Annotated in this window: 12 protein-coding genes and 1 riboswitch; of the genes, 4 read left to right on the top strand and 8 right to left on the bottom strand. The window is 66.0% G+C overall.

Annotation, left to right across the window (positions count from 1 at the left end; genetic code table 11):
* The first annotated feature begins 175 nt into the window (after positions 1–175).
* Positions 176–1,066, top strand: coding sequence for a ferritin (locus CAL22_RS02305; protein ID WP_094809984.1), 891 nt, complete (start codon positions 176–178; stop codon positions 1,064–1,066).
* 32 nt (positions 1,067–1,098) lie between these two features.
* Positions 1,099–1,587: a D-glycero-beta-D-manno-heptose 1-phosphate adenylyltransferase gene (gene rfaE2, locus CAL22_RS02310; protein WP_094809986.1), complete on the top strand. Its 489-nt coding sequence runs from the start codon at positions 1,099–1,101 to the stop codon at positions 1,585–1,587.
* 12 nt (positions 1,588–1,599) lie between these two features.
* Here the strand turns inward: rfaE2 and CAL22_RS02315 are convergent, their stop codons facing one another.
* The 6 genes from CAL22_RS02315 to CAL22_RS02340 form a co-directional block, all read right to left on the bottom strand.
* Positions 1,600–2,922 (bottom strand): TolC family outer membrane protein, encoded by a 1,323-nt coding sequence (locus tag CAL22_RS02315; protein ID WP_094809988.1) that lies wholly within the window; start codon positions 2,920–2,922, stop codon positions 1,600–1,602.
* A 4-nt stretch (positions 2,923–2,926) separates the two neighbouring features.
* A complete protein-coding gene (locus CAL22_RS02320; protein ID WP_094809990.1) occupies positions 2,927–3,607 on the bottom strand; it encodes a protein-L-isoaspartate O-methyltransferase family protein in 681 nt (226 codons plus the stop codon).
* 73 nt (positions 3,608–3,680) lie between these two features.
* On the bottom strand, positions 3,681–4,523 hold the full coding sequence (gene thiD, locus CAL22_RS02325) for a bifunctional hydroxymethylpyrimidine kinase/phosphomethylpyrimidine kinase (protein WP_094809992.1): 843 nt from the start codon (positions 4,521–4,523) through the stop codon (positions 3,681–3,683).
* Positions 4,520–5,317, bottom strand: coding sequence for a thiazole synthase (locus CAL22_RS02330; protein ID WP_094811064.1), 798 nt, complete (start codon positions 5,315–5,317; stop codon positions 4,520–4,522). The genes thiD and CAL22_RS02330 overlap by 4 nt, the downstream gene beginning before the upstream one ends.
* 108 nt (positions 5,318–5,425) lie before the next feature.
* The gene (locus CAL22_RS02335) at positions 5,426–6,298 is read right to left on the bottom strand and encodes a helical backbone metal receptor (protein WP_094809994.1); all 873 of its coding nucleotides are present in this window, start codon (positions 6,296–6,298) and stop codon (positions 5,426–5,428) included.
* A gap of 49 nt (positions 6,299–6,347) precedes the next feature.
* The gene (locus tag CAL22_RS02340) at positions 6,348–8,294 is read right to left on the bottom strand and encodes a TonB-dependent receptor domain-containing protein (RefSeq protein ID WP_094809996.1); all 1,947 of its coding nucleotides are present in this window, start codon (positions 8,292–8,294) and stop codon (positions 6,348–6,350) included.
* Between the two features lie 72 nt (positions 8,295–8,366).
* Positions 8,367–8,536: riboswitch (cobalamin riboswitch) on the bottom strand.
* A 92-nt stretch (positions 8,537–8,628) separates the two neighbouring features.
* Between CAL22_RS02340 and metH the strand changes: the two genes are divergently transcribed.
* A complete protein-coding gene (gene metH / locus CAL22_RS02345; RefSeq protein ID WP_094809998.1) occupies positions 8,629–12,405 on the top strand; it encodes a methionine synthase in 3,777 nt (1,258 codons plus the stop codon).
* A gap of 44 nt (positions 12,406–12,449) precedes the next feature.
* On the opposite strand, the gene CAL22_RS02350 is transcribed toward metH, so the two are convergent.
* The gene (locus CAL22_RS02350; RefSeq protein ID WP_094810000.1) at positions 12,450–13,220 is read right to left on the bottom strand and encodes a class I SAM-dependent methyltransferase; all 771 of its coding nucleotides are present in this window, start codon (positions 13,218–13,220) and stop codon (positions 12,450–12,452) included.
* An 81-nt stretch (positions 13,221–13,301) separates the two neighbouring features.
* On the opposite strand from CAL22_RS02350, the gene CAL22_RS02355 reads away from it, so the two are divergent.
* The gene (locus tag CAL22_RS02355) at positions 13,302–14,111 is read left to right on the top strand and encodes a helix-turn-helix transcriptional regulator (RefSeq protein ID WP_094810002.1); all 810 of its coding nucleotides are present in this window, start codon (positions 13,302–13,304) and stop codon (positions 14,109–14,111) included.
* A 16-nt stretch (positions 14,112–14,127) separates the two neighbouring features.
* Here CAL22_RS02355 and mutY read toward each other — a convergent pair whose 3' ends face one another.
* Positions 14,128–15,201 carry an A/G-specific adenine glycosylase gene (gene mutY / locus CAL22_RS02360; protein ID WP_094810004.1) on the bottom strand — a complete coding sequence of 358 codons (1,074 nt, stop codon included), beginning with the start codon at positions 15,199–15,201 and terminating at the stop codon, positions 14,128–14,130.
* Positions 15,202–15,290 lie beyond the last annotated feature (89 nt).

Consider the following 15,290-nt stretch of genomic DNA (forward strand, 5'->3'; position numbering starts at 1 on the left):
GTGCATGTTGTAAGTCTTGCACTGTCATAGTTTCGTCATCGGGCTGTCATGCCAGCTTCGTGTTGGCGGGCGATAACTAGAACCATTCCTATAAATCTGTGGAAAGGGGAGACCGGGACCTGAGTGTCTCTCCCACATCCTGAGCTATCTGCGGGAAATCCAAAAAGGGCGACTCATGCTTTATCCTGAACTCTTCAAGACCATGGAAGCCGTGCGCTGGAACATGGCGACCGACATTCCCTGGGACGACTTTGATCGCAGCAAGTTGTCCGAGGAACAGGCACTCACCATCAAGATGAATGCCATCACTGAATGGGCGGCCTTGCCCGCCACCGAGATGTTCCTGCGTGACAATCGCAGCGACAGCGATTTTTGCGCGTTCATGTCGGTGTGGTTCTTCGAAGAGCAGAAGCACTCGCTGGTGCTGATGGAGTATTTGCGCCGTTTCCGCCCGGATCTGATGCCCACCGAGGAAGAGCTGCACAAGGTGCGCTTCGAATTCGATCCGGCGCCTGAGCTGGAAACGCTGATGCTGCACTTTTGCGGCGAGATCCGCCTGAATCACTGGTACCGCTGCGCAGCGAGCTGGCACACCGAGCCGGTCATCCAGGCCGTCTATCGCACCATCGCCCAGGACGAGGCGCGCCATGCCGGCGCTTATCTGCAATACATGCGCCGCGCGCTGCACGACCGCGGCGAGTCGGTCAGCGGCGACGCGCGCCACGCCTTCGCCAAGATCGGTGTGCTCATGGCTTCGGCGCATCGCAGCAACCAGGCCATGCATCCGACCAATCTGCACGTCAACAAAGCCCTCTTTCCGAATGACACCGTGCAGTCGCGTCTGCCGGAGCCGGGCTGGCTGGAGCACTGGCTGGACACGCAGATCCGCTTTGACGGGCAGTGGGAGAACAAGGTGAGCAGCCGCATCCTGCACATCCTGTCCAAGTTGCTCGACAGCCCCTTCGAGAACGTCAAGGATCTCAATCGCTACCGCAAGGAGTTGTCCACCCGCCTGGCGCGTTCGGTGCGCGGCGAGCCGGGCGAGGGCATTCTGATCGGCGTTTGAGCGCGGGGCGGACAGCCCGCTACAATCCGGGCATGTCTCAAGCCCGTTTCGAATCCAAGATCTATTCCCGCGCAGCGCTGGTGGCCGCCGTGGCCGCCGGCAAACTGCCGCGTCCGCTGGTGTTCACCAACGGGGTGTTCGACCTGCTGCATCGCGGGCATGCCACCTATCTGGACGAGGCAGCCCGCCTGGGCGCCAGCCTGATCGTGGCGGTCAACACCGACGCATCGGTGCGGCGTCTGGGCAAGGGCGAAGAGCGGCCGCTCAATACCGAGGCCGACCGCGCCGCGCTGTTGGCCGCGTTGCAGTGCGTGGATGCGGTGACGTCATTCGCCGAAGACACGCCCGAGGCCCTGATCGCCGAGCTGCGGCCTGACATCATCGTCAAAGGCGGTGATTACGATATGGACACCCTGCCCGAATCCGCGCTGGTGCGCAGCTGGGGCGGCCGGGCGGTGGCGATCCCTTTTCAGTTCGAGCGCTCGACCACGACGCTGGTGCGCAAGATCCGCGGCGCCTGAGCCGCGCGCGGCTCAAGGCGGCGGGCGCAGCAGGCGATTGATGGCGTCCAGGTCGGTCTCGGCCAGAATGCCGCTGGTGGCTTTCAGGCGCAGCCCGTCGAGCAGCGTCTGGTAGCGCGCCTGAGCCAGGTCGCGCTGCGTGGCATAGAGTTGCTGCTGGGCGTTGAGCACGTCCAGGTTGATGCGCACGCCCAGTTCATAGCCCGTCTGGTTGGCCTGCACCGCCGCCCGGCTGGATTTCTCCCCCGCCTCGAGCGCGCGTACGCGCGCCAGGCCCGTGACCACCCCATTGAAATACTCGCGCGTGGCGCGCAGCGATTCGCGCTTGGCCGTTTCGTAATCCTGGCGCGCTTTTTGTTCAAGTTGGACTTTTTCTGTTACCTGAGAGGAGATCCCGCCGCCGGCATAAATCGGGATGGACAAGGTCACGCCGACGGTATTCTCGATGGGGCGGCCCGGGCCCGTGCCTCTGAGCACGCCGTCCGAGGCGCTGCCGCTGGAAGCCCGCAGATTGAGCGTGGGGTAATGGCCCGAGCGCGCGATGTCGATATCGCGGCCGGCGATGCGGGTCTGCAATTGCGCCCGCAACACGTCCAGCGAAGCGTCCTGCGCCTGTTGCGACCAATCCGCCAGCCGGGCGGGCTGGGGCATGGGCAGCGCCACGCCGGGCGGCAGCTCGGCCAGGGCGCCAGGAGCCTGGCCGAGGATCTTGGCGAGGATGTCGCGCTGGTTCTGCACCTCGTTCTGCAGCCGCAGTTCTTCGGCCGTGACGAGGTCGTAACGCGCCTGGGCCTCATAGGTGTCGGTGATGGTGGCCGTGCCCAGTTCGAACTTGCGTTGGGCGGCCGCCAATTGTTCGGCGATGGCGGCCTTTTCGGCTTCGGTGGCCGTCAGCGCATCCTGGGCTCTGAGAATGCCGAAGTAGGCATCCGCCACGCGCAGCACCAGGCCTTGCAGGGATTGCTGCAACTGGACTTCGGCGTCGGCGACGACCAGCTTGGATTGTTCGAAGCGCTGCCAGCGGCCCCAATCGAAGAGGGGTTGCGTCAGGACCAGGTCCCAGGTGCCGCGTCCGCCGCTGCTGTCATAGGACAGGCCGCGGGTGCTGCGCATTTCGTTGTAGACCCCGCCAGCTTCGCCGCTGAGCAGTGGCAGCAGACCGGCGCGGGCCTGTGGCAGTTTTTCGTTATTGGCCCGGTAGGCCGCGCGCGCGGCCGCGTAGACCGGATCGCGCGCCAGGGCGTCGCGCCAGACCTGCATCAGGTCTTGGGCAGAGGCGCCGGTTGCCGTGGCGCAGAACAGAATCAGTACTGCCGCAACGGTCCGGACGCGCATTCTGTCAGAATTTGAAGTGCGAAACGGCTGTGCCGCGCAGCGGTTTGATGACGGTTTCGAAGAGTTCTTCGGTTTCGAAGCTGGCGGCGGTGCTGCGGGTGATACGACAGGCCGTCATGACCGGCGCTTCGCCCACGATCACGACCAGGCGGCCACCCACGCGCAATTGGTACTTCAGCGCGTCGGGCACCACGGGCACCGAGCCGGTCAACAGGATGGCGTCGTATTCGGTCGAACCCCAACCATTGCGGCCGTCACCGGTTTCGATCTTGACGTCGATGATGTTGTTCAGCTGCAGATTCTGCTGCGCGAAGGCCACCAGGCGGCTGTCGATTTCGACCGTGGTCACTTGCTGGGCCAGGTGCGCCAGCAGTGCGGCCTGATAGCCCGAGCCGGTGCCGATTTCGAGCACACAGTCCGTGGGTTGCAGTTGCAGCTCCTGGGCCAGACGGGCTTCCATCTTGGGCGAGAGCATGCTTTGACGGGTGTCCACCGCGTTGATTTCCAGCGGCAGTTCCAGATCGGAGAAGGCCAGGGCGCGCAGCGCCGGCGGCACGAACTGTTCCCGGCGCACGGTGAACAGGGCATCCAGGACACGGGGATCCAGGACATTCCAGGGGCGGATCTGTTGCTCCACCATGTTGAAACGGGCTTGTTCTACGTCGGGCAGGGTTGAAGCGTTCATGACGGCTGAAAAAAAATGGACAGTGAACTAATGGCTCATTGTACCGGCTCCCCGGCAAGGGAGCCGGCCGCGTTTACCACCAGGCGTGGAAGTGATGCACCGGGCCGTGGCCGGACCCCACCGACAGCCGGTCCGCGTGGCGGATGGCTTCGGTCAGATAGGCTTTGGCGCGGCGCGCTGCTTCGGGTACGTCCCCGATTTGCGGCAGCAGCGCCGCCAGCGCGGCCGACAGGGTGCAGCCGGTGCCGTGCGTGTTGGCCGTGTCGATGCGCCGGCCGGGCAGCTCCAGCATGCGGTCGCCGTCGTGCAGCATGTCGACGGTTTCGCTGCCGGGCAGGTGGCCGCCCTTGAGCAGCACCCAGCGCTGGCCGGAGTGCGCCAGCTTGTTGCGCAGCTTTTCGGCCACGCGGCGCATTTCCTTGATGGTCTCGACCGGACGCTCTTCGAGCAGCACGCCGGCTTCGGGAAGATTGGGCGTGAGCAGGGTGGCCTGCGGCAAGAGCGACTCGCGCATGGCCCCGACCGCACCGCGCTCGAGCAGCAGGTCGCCGCTTTTGGCGACCATGACCGGATCGAGCACGACGTGCGCCGGTGTCCAGCGCGCCAGTTTCTCGGCCACCACCCGGATGACGGGCTCCTGGCCCACCATGCCGATCTTGGCGGCATCGATGCGTACGTCGGCAAACAGGGTGTCGATCTGCTGGCCGACGAAGGCCGGATCGACCGGCAGGATGCCGGTCACGCCCTGGGTGTTCTGGGCGGTGAGCGCGGCGATGACGGCGCAGCCATAAGCGCCCAGCGCGCTCATGGCCTTGACGTCGGCCAGGATGCCGGCGCCGCCCGAAGGGTCTACGCCGGCGATGGTCAGGGCATTGGGGATACGGCGCTCCTGGGCCGAGGCGGAGGTCGGGCTCATTTGGCGGCGGCGATCATGCCTTCGGTGGGCGAGGAGGGCACCCCGCTGTAGAGCTTGCGCGGCACGCGCCCGGCCAGGAAGGCCTCGCGGCCGGCCTGCACGCCCTTGCTCATGGCGCTGGCCATCAGCACCGGATCCTTGGCGCCGGCGATGGCGGTGTTCATCAGGACGGCGTCGCAGCCCATTTCCATGGCGATGGTGGCGTCCGAGGCTGTGCCCACGCCGGCGTCGACGATGACGGGCAGCTTGGTCTGATCGATGATCAGGCGCAGATTCCAGGGATTGAGGATGCCCATGCCCGAGCCGATCAGCGAGGCCAGCGGCATGATGGCGCAAACGCCCAGGTCTTCAAGCATGCGGCACTGGATCGGGTCGTCGGTGCAATACACCATGACCTTGAAGCCGTCGTCGATCAGGGTCTTGGCGGCCTTGAGCGTCTCGGGCATGTTGGGAAAGAGATTGGTCGGGTCGCCCAGGACTTCCAGCTTGACCAGATCGTGCCCGTCGAGCAGTTCGCGCGCCAGCCGCAGGGTGCGCACGGCATCTTCGGCGGTGTAGCAGCCGGCCGTGTTGGGCAGCAGGGTGAAGCGCGAGGGCGGCACGTAGTCCAGCAGGCTGGGCTCGCCGGGATTCTGGCCGATGTTGGTGCGGCGGATGGCCACGGTGACGATCTGTGCCCCGCTGGCGTCCAGCGCGGCGCGGGTCTGTTCGAAGTCTTTGTACTTGCCGGTGCCCACCAGAAGGCGGGAGTGATAGCTTTGGCCGGCGATGGTAAGAAGGTCTTGTGAGCTCATGGCTGTGCGGGACGAGGCGGCGGGCAGGGCCCGGCGCGCATGAAAAGGCAAAGGATGCCCCCAATGATAAAGCACCGCCCGGGGCCGCCCCAAGGCAAGAGGGGGCGATCAGTGCCTGGCCCGGTCGATCTGCTCGCAAAGTGTGGCGGCGCTTTCGATCAGGCGCGGGCCCGGGCGGTACAGCGTGTCGGCATCCAGGGCATAGACGTGGCCAGCGCGCGCGGCCGGCAGGCCGGCGGTGCGCCAGTCGTGCTGCAGGGTTTCGGCTTCGCGCGCCGAGGTCACGCCGGCGATCACGGCATCCGGCGCGGCGGCCAGCACCCCTTCGACGCTGACCTGCGGCGCAAGCAGTTGCGAGGCGGCAAAGACATTGACCGCGCCGCACAGGTGCAGCGCGTCGCCGATGATGCTGTCGTCATTGATGGTGTAGAGCGGCTGCGTGCCGGCCTGGATGAAGACCCGTACCGGTGTTTTGTGCGCATAGCGCTGGCGCAGTTGCTGCAGGCGGGCGCGCAGCCGCTCGGCTTCGGCCCGGGCCACCGGCTCGGTGCCGAACAGGCGGCCGAACTGCTCGATGGCCACAGGGATGTCCTCGAGTTTGCGCGGGTCGCTGTAGTAGATCGGAATGCCCCATTTGGCGGGCAGGCCGGCAAGCGTGCCGGTGGCCGAAGGCTGCCAGGCGATCAGCAGATCCGGGCGCAGGCCGAGCAGACGCTCGAGATCCGGCTGAAAGGCGTCGCCCACATTGGGCAGCGCACGCGCGGCCGGCGGATAGTTGCTGCCGCGCGCCGTGCCCGCCAGATAGGCGCCGGCGCCGGCCGCGTAGGCCAGTTCCGTGGCATGCGGCGTGAGGGCGACGGCCCGCCGTGCGGGGGCGGGCAGCTGGACGTGGCGTCCGGCATCGTCGGTCAGGCTGACCGGCGGGTCGCTGGCCGGAGAACCGGCCAGCGCGACGGTGACGAGAAGAATGGCACTCAACAAGCTCGGGCTCACAGGAATGAGGTAGCGCTGCCATCCTACTCGGGCCGGTTTACATGCGCCAGGCCAGGTTCAGGAAGACCGTCGAGCCCGGCGTGTTGTAGCCGCGCACCAGGGTGTAGTCCTTGTTGAACACGTTGTTCCAGCGCAGTTGGGAGGTCAGGTTCTTGTTCACCTCGTAGGAGGCGGTGAGATTGACCAGGCCATAGCCGCCGAGTTCCTGATTGTTGGCCGCGTCGTTGTAGCGCGAACCCGACCACAGGTACTCGATGCCGGCGGTGGCCGGACCAAAACGCTGTTCGGCGCTGGCGCGATAGATCTGGCGCGCGCGCTGCGGCAGCACATTGCCGCTGTCGCGGTCATGCGGATCCTGGAAGTCGGCGCTGGCGCGCAGCGTGGTCTGCCCGAAGCGCTGGCTGCCGGTCAGCGTGATGCCACGCAGTTCAGCGCGGCCGATGTTCATCGGCGACCACAGATAGGAGCCGTCGTTGCGGTCGGCCCAGACGATCATGTCCTTGACGCGGTTGCGGTAGGCCACCACGCCGGCGGTGGTGGTTTCGTCGGCATAGTTCAGCGACAGCTCGATGTTGCGCGAGCTTTCCGGCTTCAGGTTGGGGTTGCCCACCGTGCCGCCGTCATTGCGCCAGTACAGATCGTTGAACGTCGGCGCCCGGAAGCCGGTGCTCGCGCCGATGCCCGCGCGCAGGTTGCGGGTGATGTCGTAGCCGTACTCGGCGCCGCCGGTGACCTTGCCGCCATACAGCGTGTTGTGGTCGCTGCGCAGATTGAACTGCAAATGGTGGCGGTCGAAGCGGGCGCGGTACTCGCCAAAGAAGGCGTTGGTGATGCGCGAGTCCACCCCGTAGTCGGAGATCGTGGCCGGCGCCGGCCAGGGCGCCGAGGCGTCGTACAGGTCGCCATCGACGCGCTGCTTGAGAAACTCGTATCCCACCGTGATGGTCTGGTTGGCCGCCACCTGGAAGTCGTTCTGCCAGGTGTATTGTTCCTGGCGGGTGCGGAAACGCGTGCGCCCGTCATCGGGGTAGCCGTAGGTGCCCGGCGCCACGAGGTTGCGTTGCGTGTCGTTGCTCTGGCTCAGGCGCACGGTGCTGCGCCACCAGTCGGTCAATTGGTTGGTGCTGCTCAGCGTGTACAGATTGATGATCTGGCGCAGACGGTCGTCGTACTCGTTCATGGGCGGCATGCCGCCGCCGGCGTCGAATTGGCCATTGAGCTTGGTGTGGTAGAAATCGAAGGCGATTTCCTGGCCTGGCGCCCAGGTATAACCCACCGAGCCCGACACATCGTTCTGCTCGTAGCCATCGCGGTCGGCGTTATAGCTCCAGTTGGCGGCGCCGCCCACGGTCTTGCTGGTGGCGTTGTAGCCGCGGCTGTGGCCATAACCGGCATTCAGGGCGTAGCGCCAGCCGTCGGACGCGCCGTCCAGGCCCACGCTGACGCGGCTGGTGTCATGCGTGCCGTAACCCACGTTGCCGTAGATATTCAGGGGGCGATCGCCGCCGCCTTGGCGCGTGATGATGTTGATCACCCCGCCGATGGCGTCGGCGCCGTACAGGCTGCTGGCGGTGCCGCGCAGGATTTCGATGCGTTCGATATTGCTCAGCGGCATGCCCTGGAAGTCGCCGCTGCCCAGCGTGGCGGTGTTGACCCGGCGGCCGTCGATCAGCAGCAGCGTCTGGTTGGAGTTGGCCCCGCGCAGGAACACGCTGGTGGCGGTCTGCTGGCCGCCATTGCTGTTGATTTCCACGCCAGGCTGGCGTTGCAGCAGTTCGGCCACGCTGCTCTGGCCGGCGCGCTCGATGGTGGCGCGATCGATCACGCTGACATCGCCAAGCGTGTTCTTCTGTTCTTGCTGGGTAAGGCTGCCGGTGACGACGACCGGCGTCAATTCAGGCGTGGCGGCTTGCTGGGCGCCGGCGGCAACGGGTGCGGCCACGGCGAGGACACCGGCGTAGCGCCGGAGGGAGCGGGTTTTCATGGACAGGCTCTCGGTTGACGCGCGACCCCGCACGTCGTTCTCGGGATATGGGCCCGCCCTGTGAGGAGGGTTGGCCCGGCTGGCGAACCGGCCGGTATCGGGCTGCCACGGGACGAACACCGTGGGGACCGTTGCGGGGGCAGCACAGGCTGGGCGGGCCTGTTTCGGCTCGGCCTTCCTGTTTCCCGTTTAAATCCTGCGCGTCGAAAGACGCGACAAGTACCGGTTCGGGGTCGGAACTGTATCACCGTCCTGCCGGAAATAGCCCCATTTTGTTACCATCTAGGGTTCATTTCGGGCGTTTTTTGCCTTTTTGCCACACTGGGACCTTGTAGTGTCTTATCCTCGCATGCCTTACCCGCTGGACGCCTATACGCGCGGCGCCGAGTTCGTTCGCCTTCTGGGCGAGCGCATCCTGATCCTGGACGGCGCCATGGGGACGATGATCCAGCGCTACAAGCTCAGCGAGGCCGATTTCCGCGGCGAGCGCTTTGCCGAGCACCACAAGGATCTCAAGGGCGACAACGAGCTGCTTTCGCTGCTGCGCCCCGATGTGATCTCCGAGATCCATCGGCAGTATCTCGAGGCGGGCGCCGATGTCATCGAAACCAATACCTTCGGCGCGACGGCCATCGCGCAGGGCGACTATGACCTGCCCGAGCTGGCCTATGAGCTGAACTTGGTCTCGGCCCGGTTGGCGCGGCAGGCCTGTGACGCCTACAGCACGCCCGAGCGGCCCCGCTTCGTGGCCGGCGCCCTGGGCCCGCAGCCCAAGACGGCGTCGATTTCGCCCGACGTCAATGATCCGGGCGCCCGCAATGTCACGTTCGAAGAATTGCGCCTGGCCTATGTCGAGCAATTAAACGGCCTGCTCGACGGCGACATCGACATCGTCCTGATCGAAACCATCTTCGATACGCTCAACGCCAAGGCAGCCATCTTCGCGGTGGAGCAAGTCTTCGCCGAGCGGGGCGTGCGCTTGCCGGTGATGATTTCCGGCACGGTGACCGACGCGTCGGGCCGCATCCTGTCGGGCCAGACGGTCGAGGCCTTCTGGAACTCCGTGCGCCACGCGCGCCCGGTGACCGTGGGCCTGAACTGCGCGCTGGGCGCAGCGCTGATGCGTCCGTATGTGGCCGAGCTGTCCAAGATCTGCGACACCTATGTGTGCGTGTATCCCAACGCCGGTCTGCCCAACCCCATGGCCGAAACCGGCTTTGACGAAACGCCGGCCGATACCTCGGCCTTGCTGGAAGAGTTCGCCGCCTCGGGGCTGGTGAACATGGCCGGCGGCTGCTGCGGCACGACGCCAGACCACATCCGCGCCATCGCCGACAAGATCGAGCGCCTGACGCCGCGCGTGGTGCCCGAGATCGCCGTCAAGACCCGCCTGTCCGGCCTCGAGCCCCTGAACATCGACGAAGAGACGCTTTTCATCAACGTGGGTGAGCGCACCAACGTCACCGGCTCGAAGATGTTCGCGCGCCTGATCCGCGAAGAAAAATACGATGAGGCGCTGGCCGTGGCGCGTCAGCAGGTCGAGAACGGCGCGCAGATCATCGATATCAACATGGACGAGGCCATGCTGGATTCGGTGGCCTGCATGCACCGCTTCCTGAACCTCATTGCTTCCGAGCCCGATATCGCGCGCGTGCCGCTCATGATCGACAGCTCCAAATGGGAGGTGATCGAGACGGGCCTGAAATGCGTGCAGGGCAAGCCGGTGGTCAACTCGATCTCCATGAAGGAAGGCGAGGCGCCGTTCCGTGAACACGCGCGCCTGTGCCGGCTGTACGGCGCGGCCGTCGTGGTCATGGCGTTCGACGAGAAAGGGCAGGCCGACACGCTGCAGCGGCGCCAGGAAATCTGCGGCCGCGCCTACCGCATCCTGGTCGAGGAAGAGGGATTCCCGCCCGAAGACATCATTTTCGATCCCAATGTGTTCGCCGTGGCCACGGGCATCGACGAGCACAATCATTACGCGGTGGACTTCATCGAGGGCACGCGCTGGATACGCCAGAACCTGCCGCATGCGCGGATCTCGGGCGGCATCTCCAACGTGAGCTTTTCCTTCCGGGGCAATGAGCCGATGCGGGAGGCCATCCATACGGTCTTCCTGTATTACGCCATCCGCGAAGGGCTGACCATGGGCATCGTCAACGCCGGTCAGTTGGGCGTGTACGCCGATCTGGACCCGGTGCTGCGGGATCTGGTCGAAGACGTGATCCTGGATCGCCCCGAGCCGCTGGGCAAAAAGGACGCCGAGGACGAGCGCACGCCCACCGAGCGGCTGGTGCAGTTCGCCGAGACGGTGCGGGGCTCGGGCGCGAAGAAAGAGGAAGACCTCGCCTGGCGCGCCCGCACCGTGGAGGATCGCCTGTCGCACGCCCTGGTGCATGGCATCACGGCCTTCATCGTCGAAGATACCGAAGAGGTGCGTCAGAAGATCGCCGATCGTGGCGGGCGGCCCATCGAGGTGATCGAAGGGCCGTTGATGGACGGCATGAATGTCGTGGGCGATCTGTTCGGCGCCGGCAAGATGTTCCTGCCGCAGGTGGTCAAGTCGGCGCGCGTGATGAAACAGGCGGTGGCGCATCTCATCCCCTTCATCGAGGAAGAGAAACGCCAGATCGCCGCCGCCGGGGGCGACGTCCGCGCCAAGGGCAAGATCGTCATCGCCACGGTCAAGGGCGATGTGCACGATATCGGCAAGAACATCGTGTCGGTGGTCTTGCAGTGCAACAACTTCGAAGTCGTCAACATGGGCGTGATGGTTCCGTGCGCCCAGATCCTGGACAAGGCCAAGGAAGAAAACGCCGACATCATCGGGCTGTCTGGCCTGATCACGCCCAGCCTCGAAGAGATGGCCTATGTGGCCGCCGAGATGCAGCGCGACCCCTACTTCCGCGACCGCAAAACGCCGCTGATGATCGGCGGGGCCACCACCAGCCGGGTGCACACCGCGGTGAAAATCGCGCCGCATTACGAGGGGCCGGTGATTTACGTGCCCGACGCGAGCCGTTCAGTGGGCGTGGCCACCAGCTTGATGTCGGATCAGGCGCAGACCTATCTGGACGAGCTGGCGCAAGAGTATGAGGACGTGCGCCGCCGCCATGCCAACCGCAAGGCCACGCCGCTCATGCCGCTGGCCGAGGCGCGCGCCTCGCGCCCGCAAATCGATTGGGAGCATTACACGCCGCCGCGACCGAAGTTCATCGGCCGGCGCACCTTCAAGAGTTACGACCTGGCCGAGATCGCGCGCTACATCGATTGGGGCCCGTTCTTCATGACCTGGAGCCTGTTCGGCGCTTACCCGGCCATCCTGGATGACAAGGTGGTGGGCGAGCAGGCGCGCAAGGTGTTTGCCGAGGGCCAGGCCATGCTCAAACGCATCGTTGAAGGCCGCTGGCTGACCGCCAATGGCGTCGTGGGCTTTTATCCGGCCAACCGCGTCAACGATGAAGACATCGAGGTCTATCGTGACGAGACGCGCAGCGAAGTGCTGTTCACCTATCGCAACCTGCGTCAGCAGGGCGTCAAGCGCGAGGGGGTGAGCAACAAGTGCCTGGCCGACTATATCGCGCCGCGCGACAGCGGCAAGCTGGACTACATCGGCCTGTTCGCCGTGACGGCCGGCCTGGGCATCGAGAAGAAAGAGGCCGAGTTCGACGCCGCGCTGGATGACTATTCCAGCATCATGCTCAAGTCGCTGGCCGACCGGCTGGCCGAGGCTTTCGCGGAGTGCCTGCACGCGCGCGTGCGGCGTGATCTGTGGGGCTATGCCGCCGATGAGCAGCTCGACAATGAGGCCCTCATTGCCGAGAAGTATGTGGGCATCCGCCCGGCGCCGGGCTATCCGGCTTGCCCCGAGCACGTCGTCAAGCGCGATATGTTCCGCGTGCTTGAGGCCGACGATATCGGGATGGAACTGACCGACAGCTACGCGATGTTCCCAGCGTCCAGCGTGTCGGGCTTTTACTTCAGCCATCCGCAGTCGCAGTACTTCAACGTGGGCCCGATCGGTGAAGATCAATTGGCCGACTATGTGGCCCGCAGCGGTCGGACCGAGGAAGATCTGCGCCGCACGCTGGCGCCCAATCTGGGCCAGTGAGCGCGGGGGCTGCCGCAGACCGGCAGCCCTGCCTCACGCCCCGGTTAACGGGGTTTGTAGACCACGATGACGGCGTTGTCGCTCGTAAAGGAGCCGTCGTCCTGGATCTCGAAGTGCGTCTTGACGGGCTGCGGCGCGATGGCGGTCATCTCGCGCAGCGCGCGCACCAAAGGCTCGGGCGTGCGCATGCGCGCCACCCAGGACGCAAACTCCAGCGGCAGGCGGCGCAGGGTCATGCCTTGCAGCACGAAGCCCGCGTCGGCCAGCATGGCGATCCATTCGGCTTGCGAGTAGTCACGGACGTGCGAGGTATCGCGCAGCACTTCGATCGTCTGCAACCAGGTGTCGAGCAGCGCCTGGCCCGGCGAGACCACATCGGCGAAGACGGCGATGCCGCCCGGCTTGAGGACGCGGCGCGCTTCGCGCAGGCCCAGGCCCGGGTCTTCCCAGTGATGGGTGGAGTAACGGCTCATCACCAGATCGAACGCGCCGTCGTCAAAGGGCAGGCGCTCGGCCTTGCCCTGACAGGTGCGCAGATTGCTCAGGCCGCGTTTGGCGGCTTCGGCCTCCACCACGTCCAGCATGGCCTGCGACAGGTCATAGGCGACGACCTCGGCGACCAGCGGCGCCGCATTGAAGCTCACATGCCCGCCGCCACAGCCCATATCCAGCACGCGAGCCTGCGGGTGAGCGGCCGCGATACTGGCCATGTGTTGGAGATCTTCGCCCTGGGCGTGAACAGCGCTGGTCAGATAGGCGGAGGCCTGGGGGCTGAACTGGCGCTGGACGGCGGCGTCGTGGCTGGGTGCGGTCATGGGATTCCTTGGTGCGCGGAGAGGGTGCGGGCTAAGATAGGCAATCTACAGTACCCGTACAAGACCATAGATCATCCTGGTATGAATAGTGCCACCCCGGGCTCCTCCTTGCGCCGACAGAATCTGGGCGAGTTCGTGCGCAGCGCCCGCTCCCGCATCACCCCGCAGATGGCCGGCCTGCCGGCCGGTTCGCGCCGCCGCACCCCCGGTCTGCGCCGCGAAGAGGTGGCCCAGCTCTCGGATATCAGTGTCACCTGGTACACCTGGATAGAGCAGGGCCGCGAGGTGTCGGTGTCGCCGGCGGTGTGGTCGCGCATAGCCAATGTGCTGCAACTGGCGCGCGCCGAAAGAGCCTATCTCTTTGAGCTGGCCGAGTGCGCCGATCCCCAGCATCCGCGCGACGAGCCGGCCGGGGCGGCCGGCCTGCTGCTGCAAGCGTGTGTGGACGCGGTGACTGCGCCGGCCTATGTTCTGGATCGCGCCTGGCGGGTGCTCGCCAGCAATACCGCCATGCGCGTCCTGTTCGATCACTGGCCGGAGCGCGACCCGCAGCCGAATCTGCTGCATTACATCTTTCTGGATCCGGCTGCGCGGTCGCTGGTCGTGGATTGGGAGCAGCGCGCCCGGCGCGTGGTGGCCGAATTCCGCGCCGATGCCGGCGCGCATCTGGATGAGCCCGATGTGCGCGGGCTCATCGATGAGCTCGAGCGCTCCAGCGCGGTGTTTGCGCACTGGTGGACGCGCCATGCCGTGGTCGACCGCGAGGGCGGGCTGCGCGACTTCAATCATCCGGTGCGCGGTCTGCTGCGCTATCAACAGGTGACTTTCCGCCTGGCGACCCATCCCGAGCTCAAGCTGGTGATGCTGCTGCGCGATAACGCGGCAGGTTGAGCCGCGCGGCCGGCCCTCAGGCCTGCAGCGTCAGCATGCCGGGCAGGCCGGCTTCGGTCAGGCCCAGCAGCAGCTTCTTGATGGGCGCGGGCAAGGCGATCGTGCCCAATTCGCCGGCCGGCACCCAGCGCGCGGGCAGCGCGCCCGCGCTCAGGCCGGCCAGGCGCACCGGCACATACCAGGGCCGCACGTGCAGCCGGTAATGGGTGAAGGTGTGGGCGAAGGCGGCCAGCTCATAGTGCGCTTGCGGCTCCAGCCCCAGCGAGCGGGAGGCCAGCCGGGCATCGCCGGCGGCGTCGAACTCCGGCAGGCTCCAGAGCCCGCCCCAGATGCCGGGCGACGGCCGCTGCTGCAGCAGGATGGCGCCGTCGTGTTCGAGCACCAGCATCGCGGTCTGTCGTTCGGGGACCGCGCGGCGCGTCTTCGGGGTGGGGAGTTCCTGCTGGCGCCCGTCGCGGCGCGCGATACAGGATGGCGCCACCGGGCAGCGTTCGCAGGCCGGTTTGCCGCGCGTGCACAGCGTCGCGCCCAGGTCCATCAGCCCCTGGGTGTAGGCGGTCATGTCCAGATCGGGCACGGCCCGCACCTGGTCTTCGGCCAGTTGCCAGAGGCGGCTCTCGACCTCGCGCCGGGCGGGGTCTCCCTCGATCCCGAAATGGCGCGTGAACACGCGCTTGACGTTGCCGTCCATGATGGGCGAGCGCTCGCCATAGGCAAAGGCCGCGATGGCCGCCGCCGTGGAGCGCCCGATCCCGGGCAGCGTGGCGATGCGCTCGGCATCGGGCGGGAAGCGGCCTTCCCATAGCGCCATGATGTCTTGCGCGCAGCGGTGCAGGTTGCGCGCACGCGCGTAGTAGCCCAGGCCGGCCCAATACGGCATGACCTCCTCCTGGCTGGCGGCAGCCAGCGCCGCGACATCCGGAAAGCGCGCCAGAAAGCGCTCGAAATAGGGGATGACGGTGGCGACCTGGGTCTGCTGCAGCATGATCTCCGAGAGCCAGATGCGGTAGGGGTCCCGGGTGTTCTGCCAAGGCAGGAGATGGCGGCCGTGATGGGCCTGCCAGTCGGCGATGAGGGCGGCGAATTCCATGCGGGGATTATCGCATCGCCCTATTGCGGGGACGGTTGGGGACGAGTAAAAAGGGAGAAAACAACAAGGCGTAAGCGCCCGACGCAGCG

It is taken from the genome of Bordetella genomosp. 12, assembly GCF_002261355.1.
In the GTDB taxonomy this organism is placed as follows: Bacteria; Pseudomonadota; Gammaproteobacteria; order Burkholderiales; family Burkholderiaceae_B; genus Bordetella.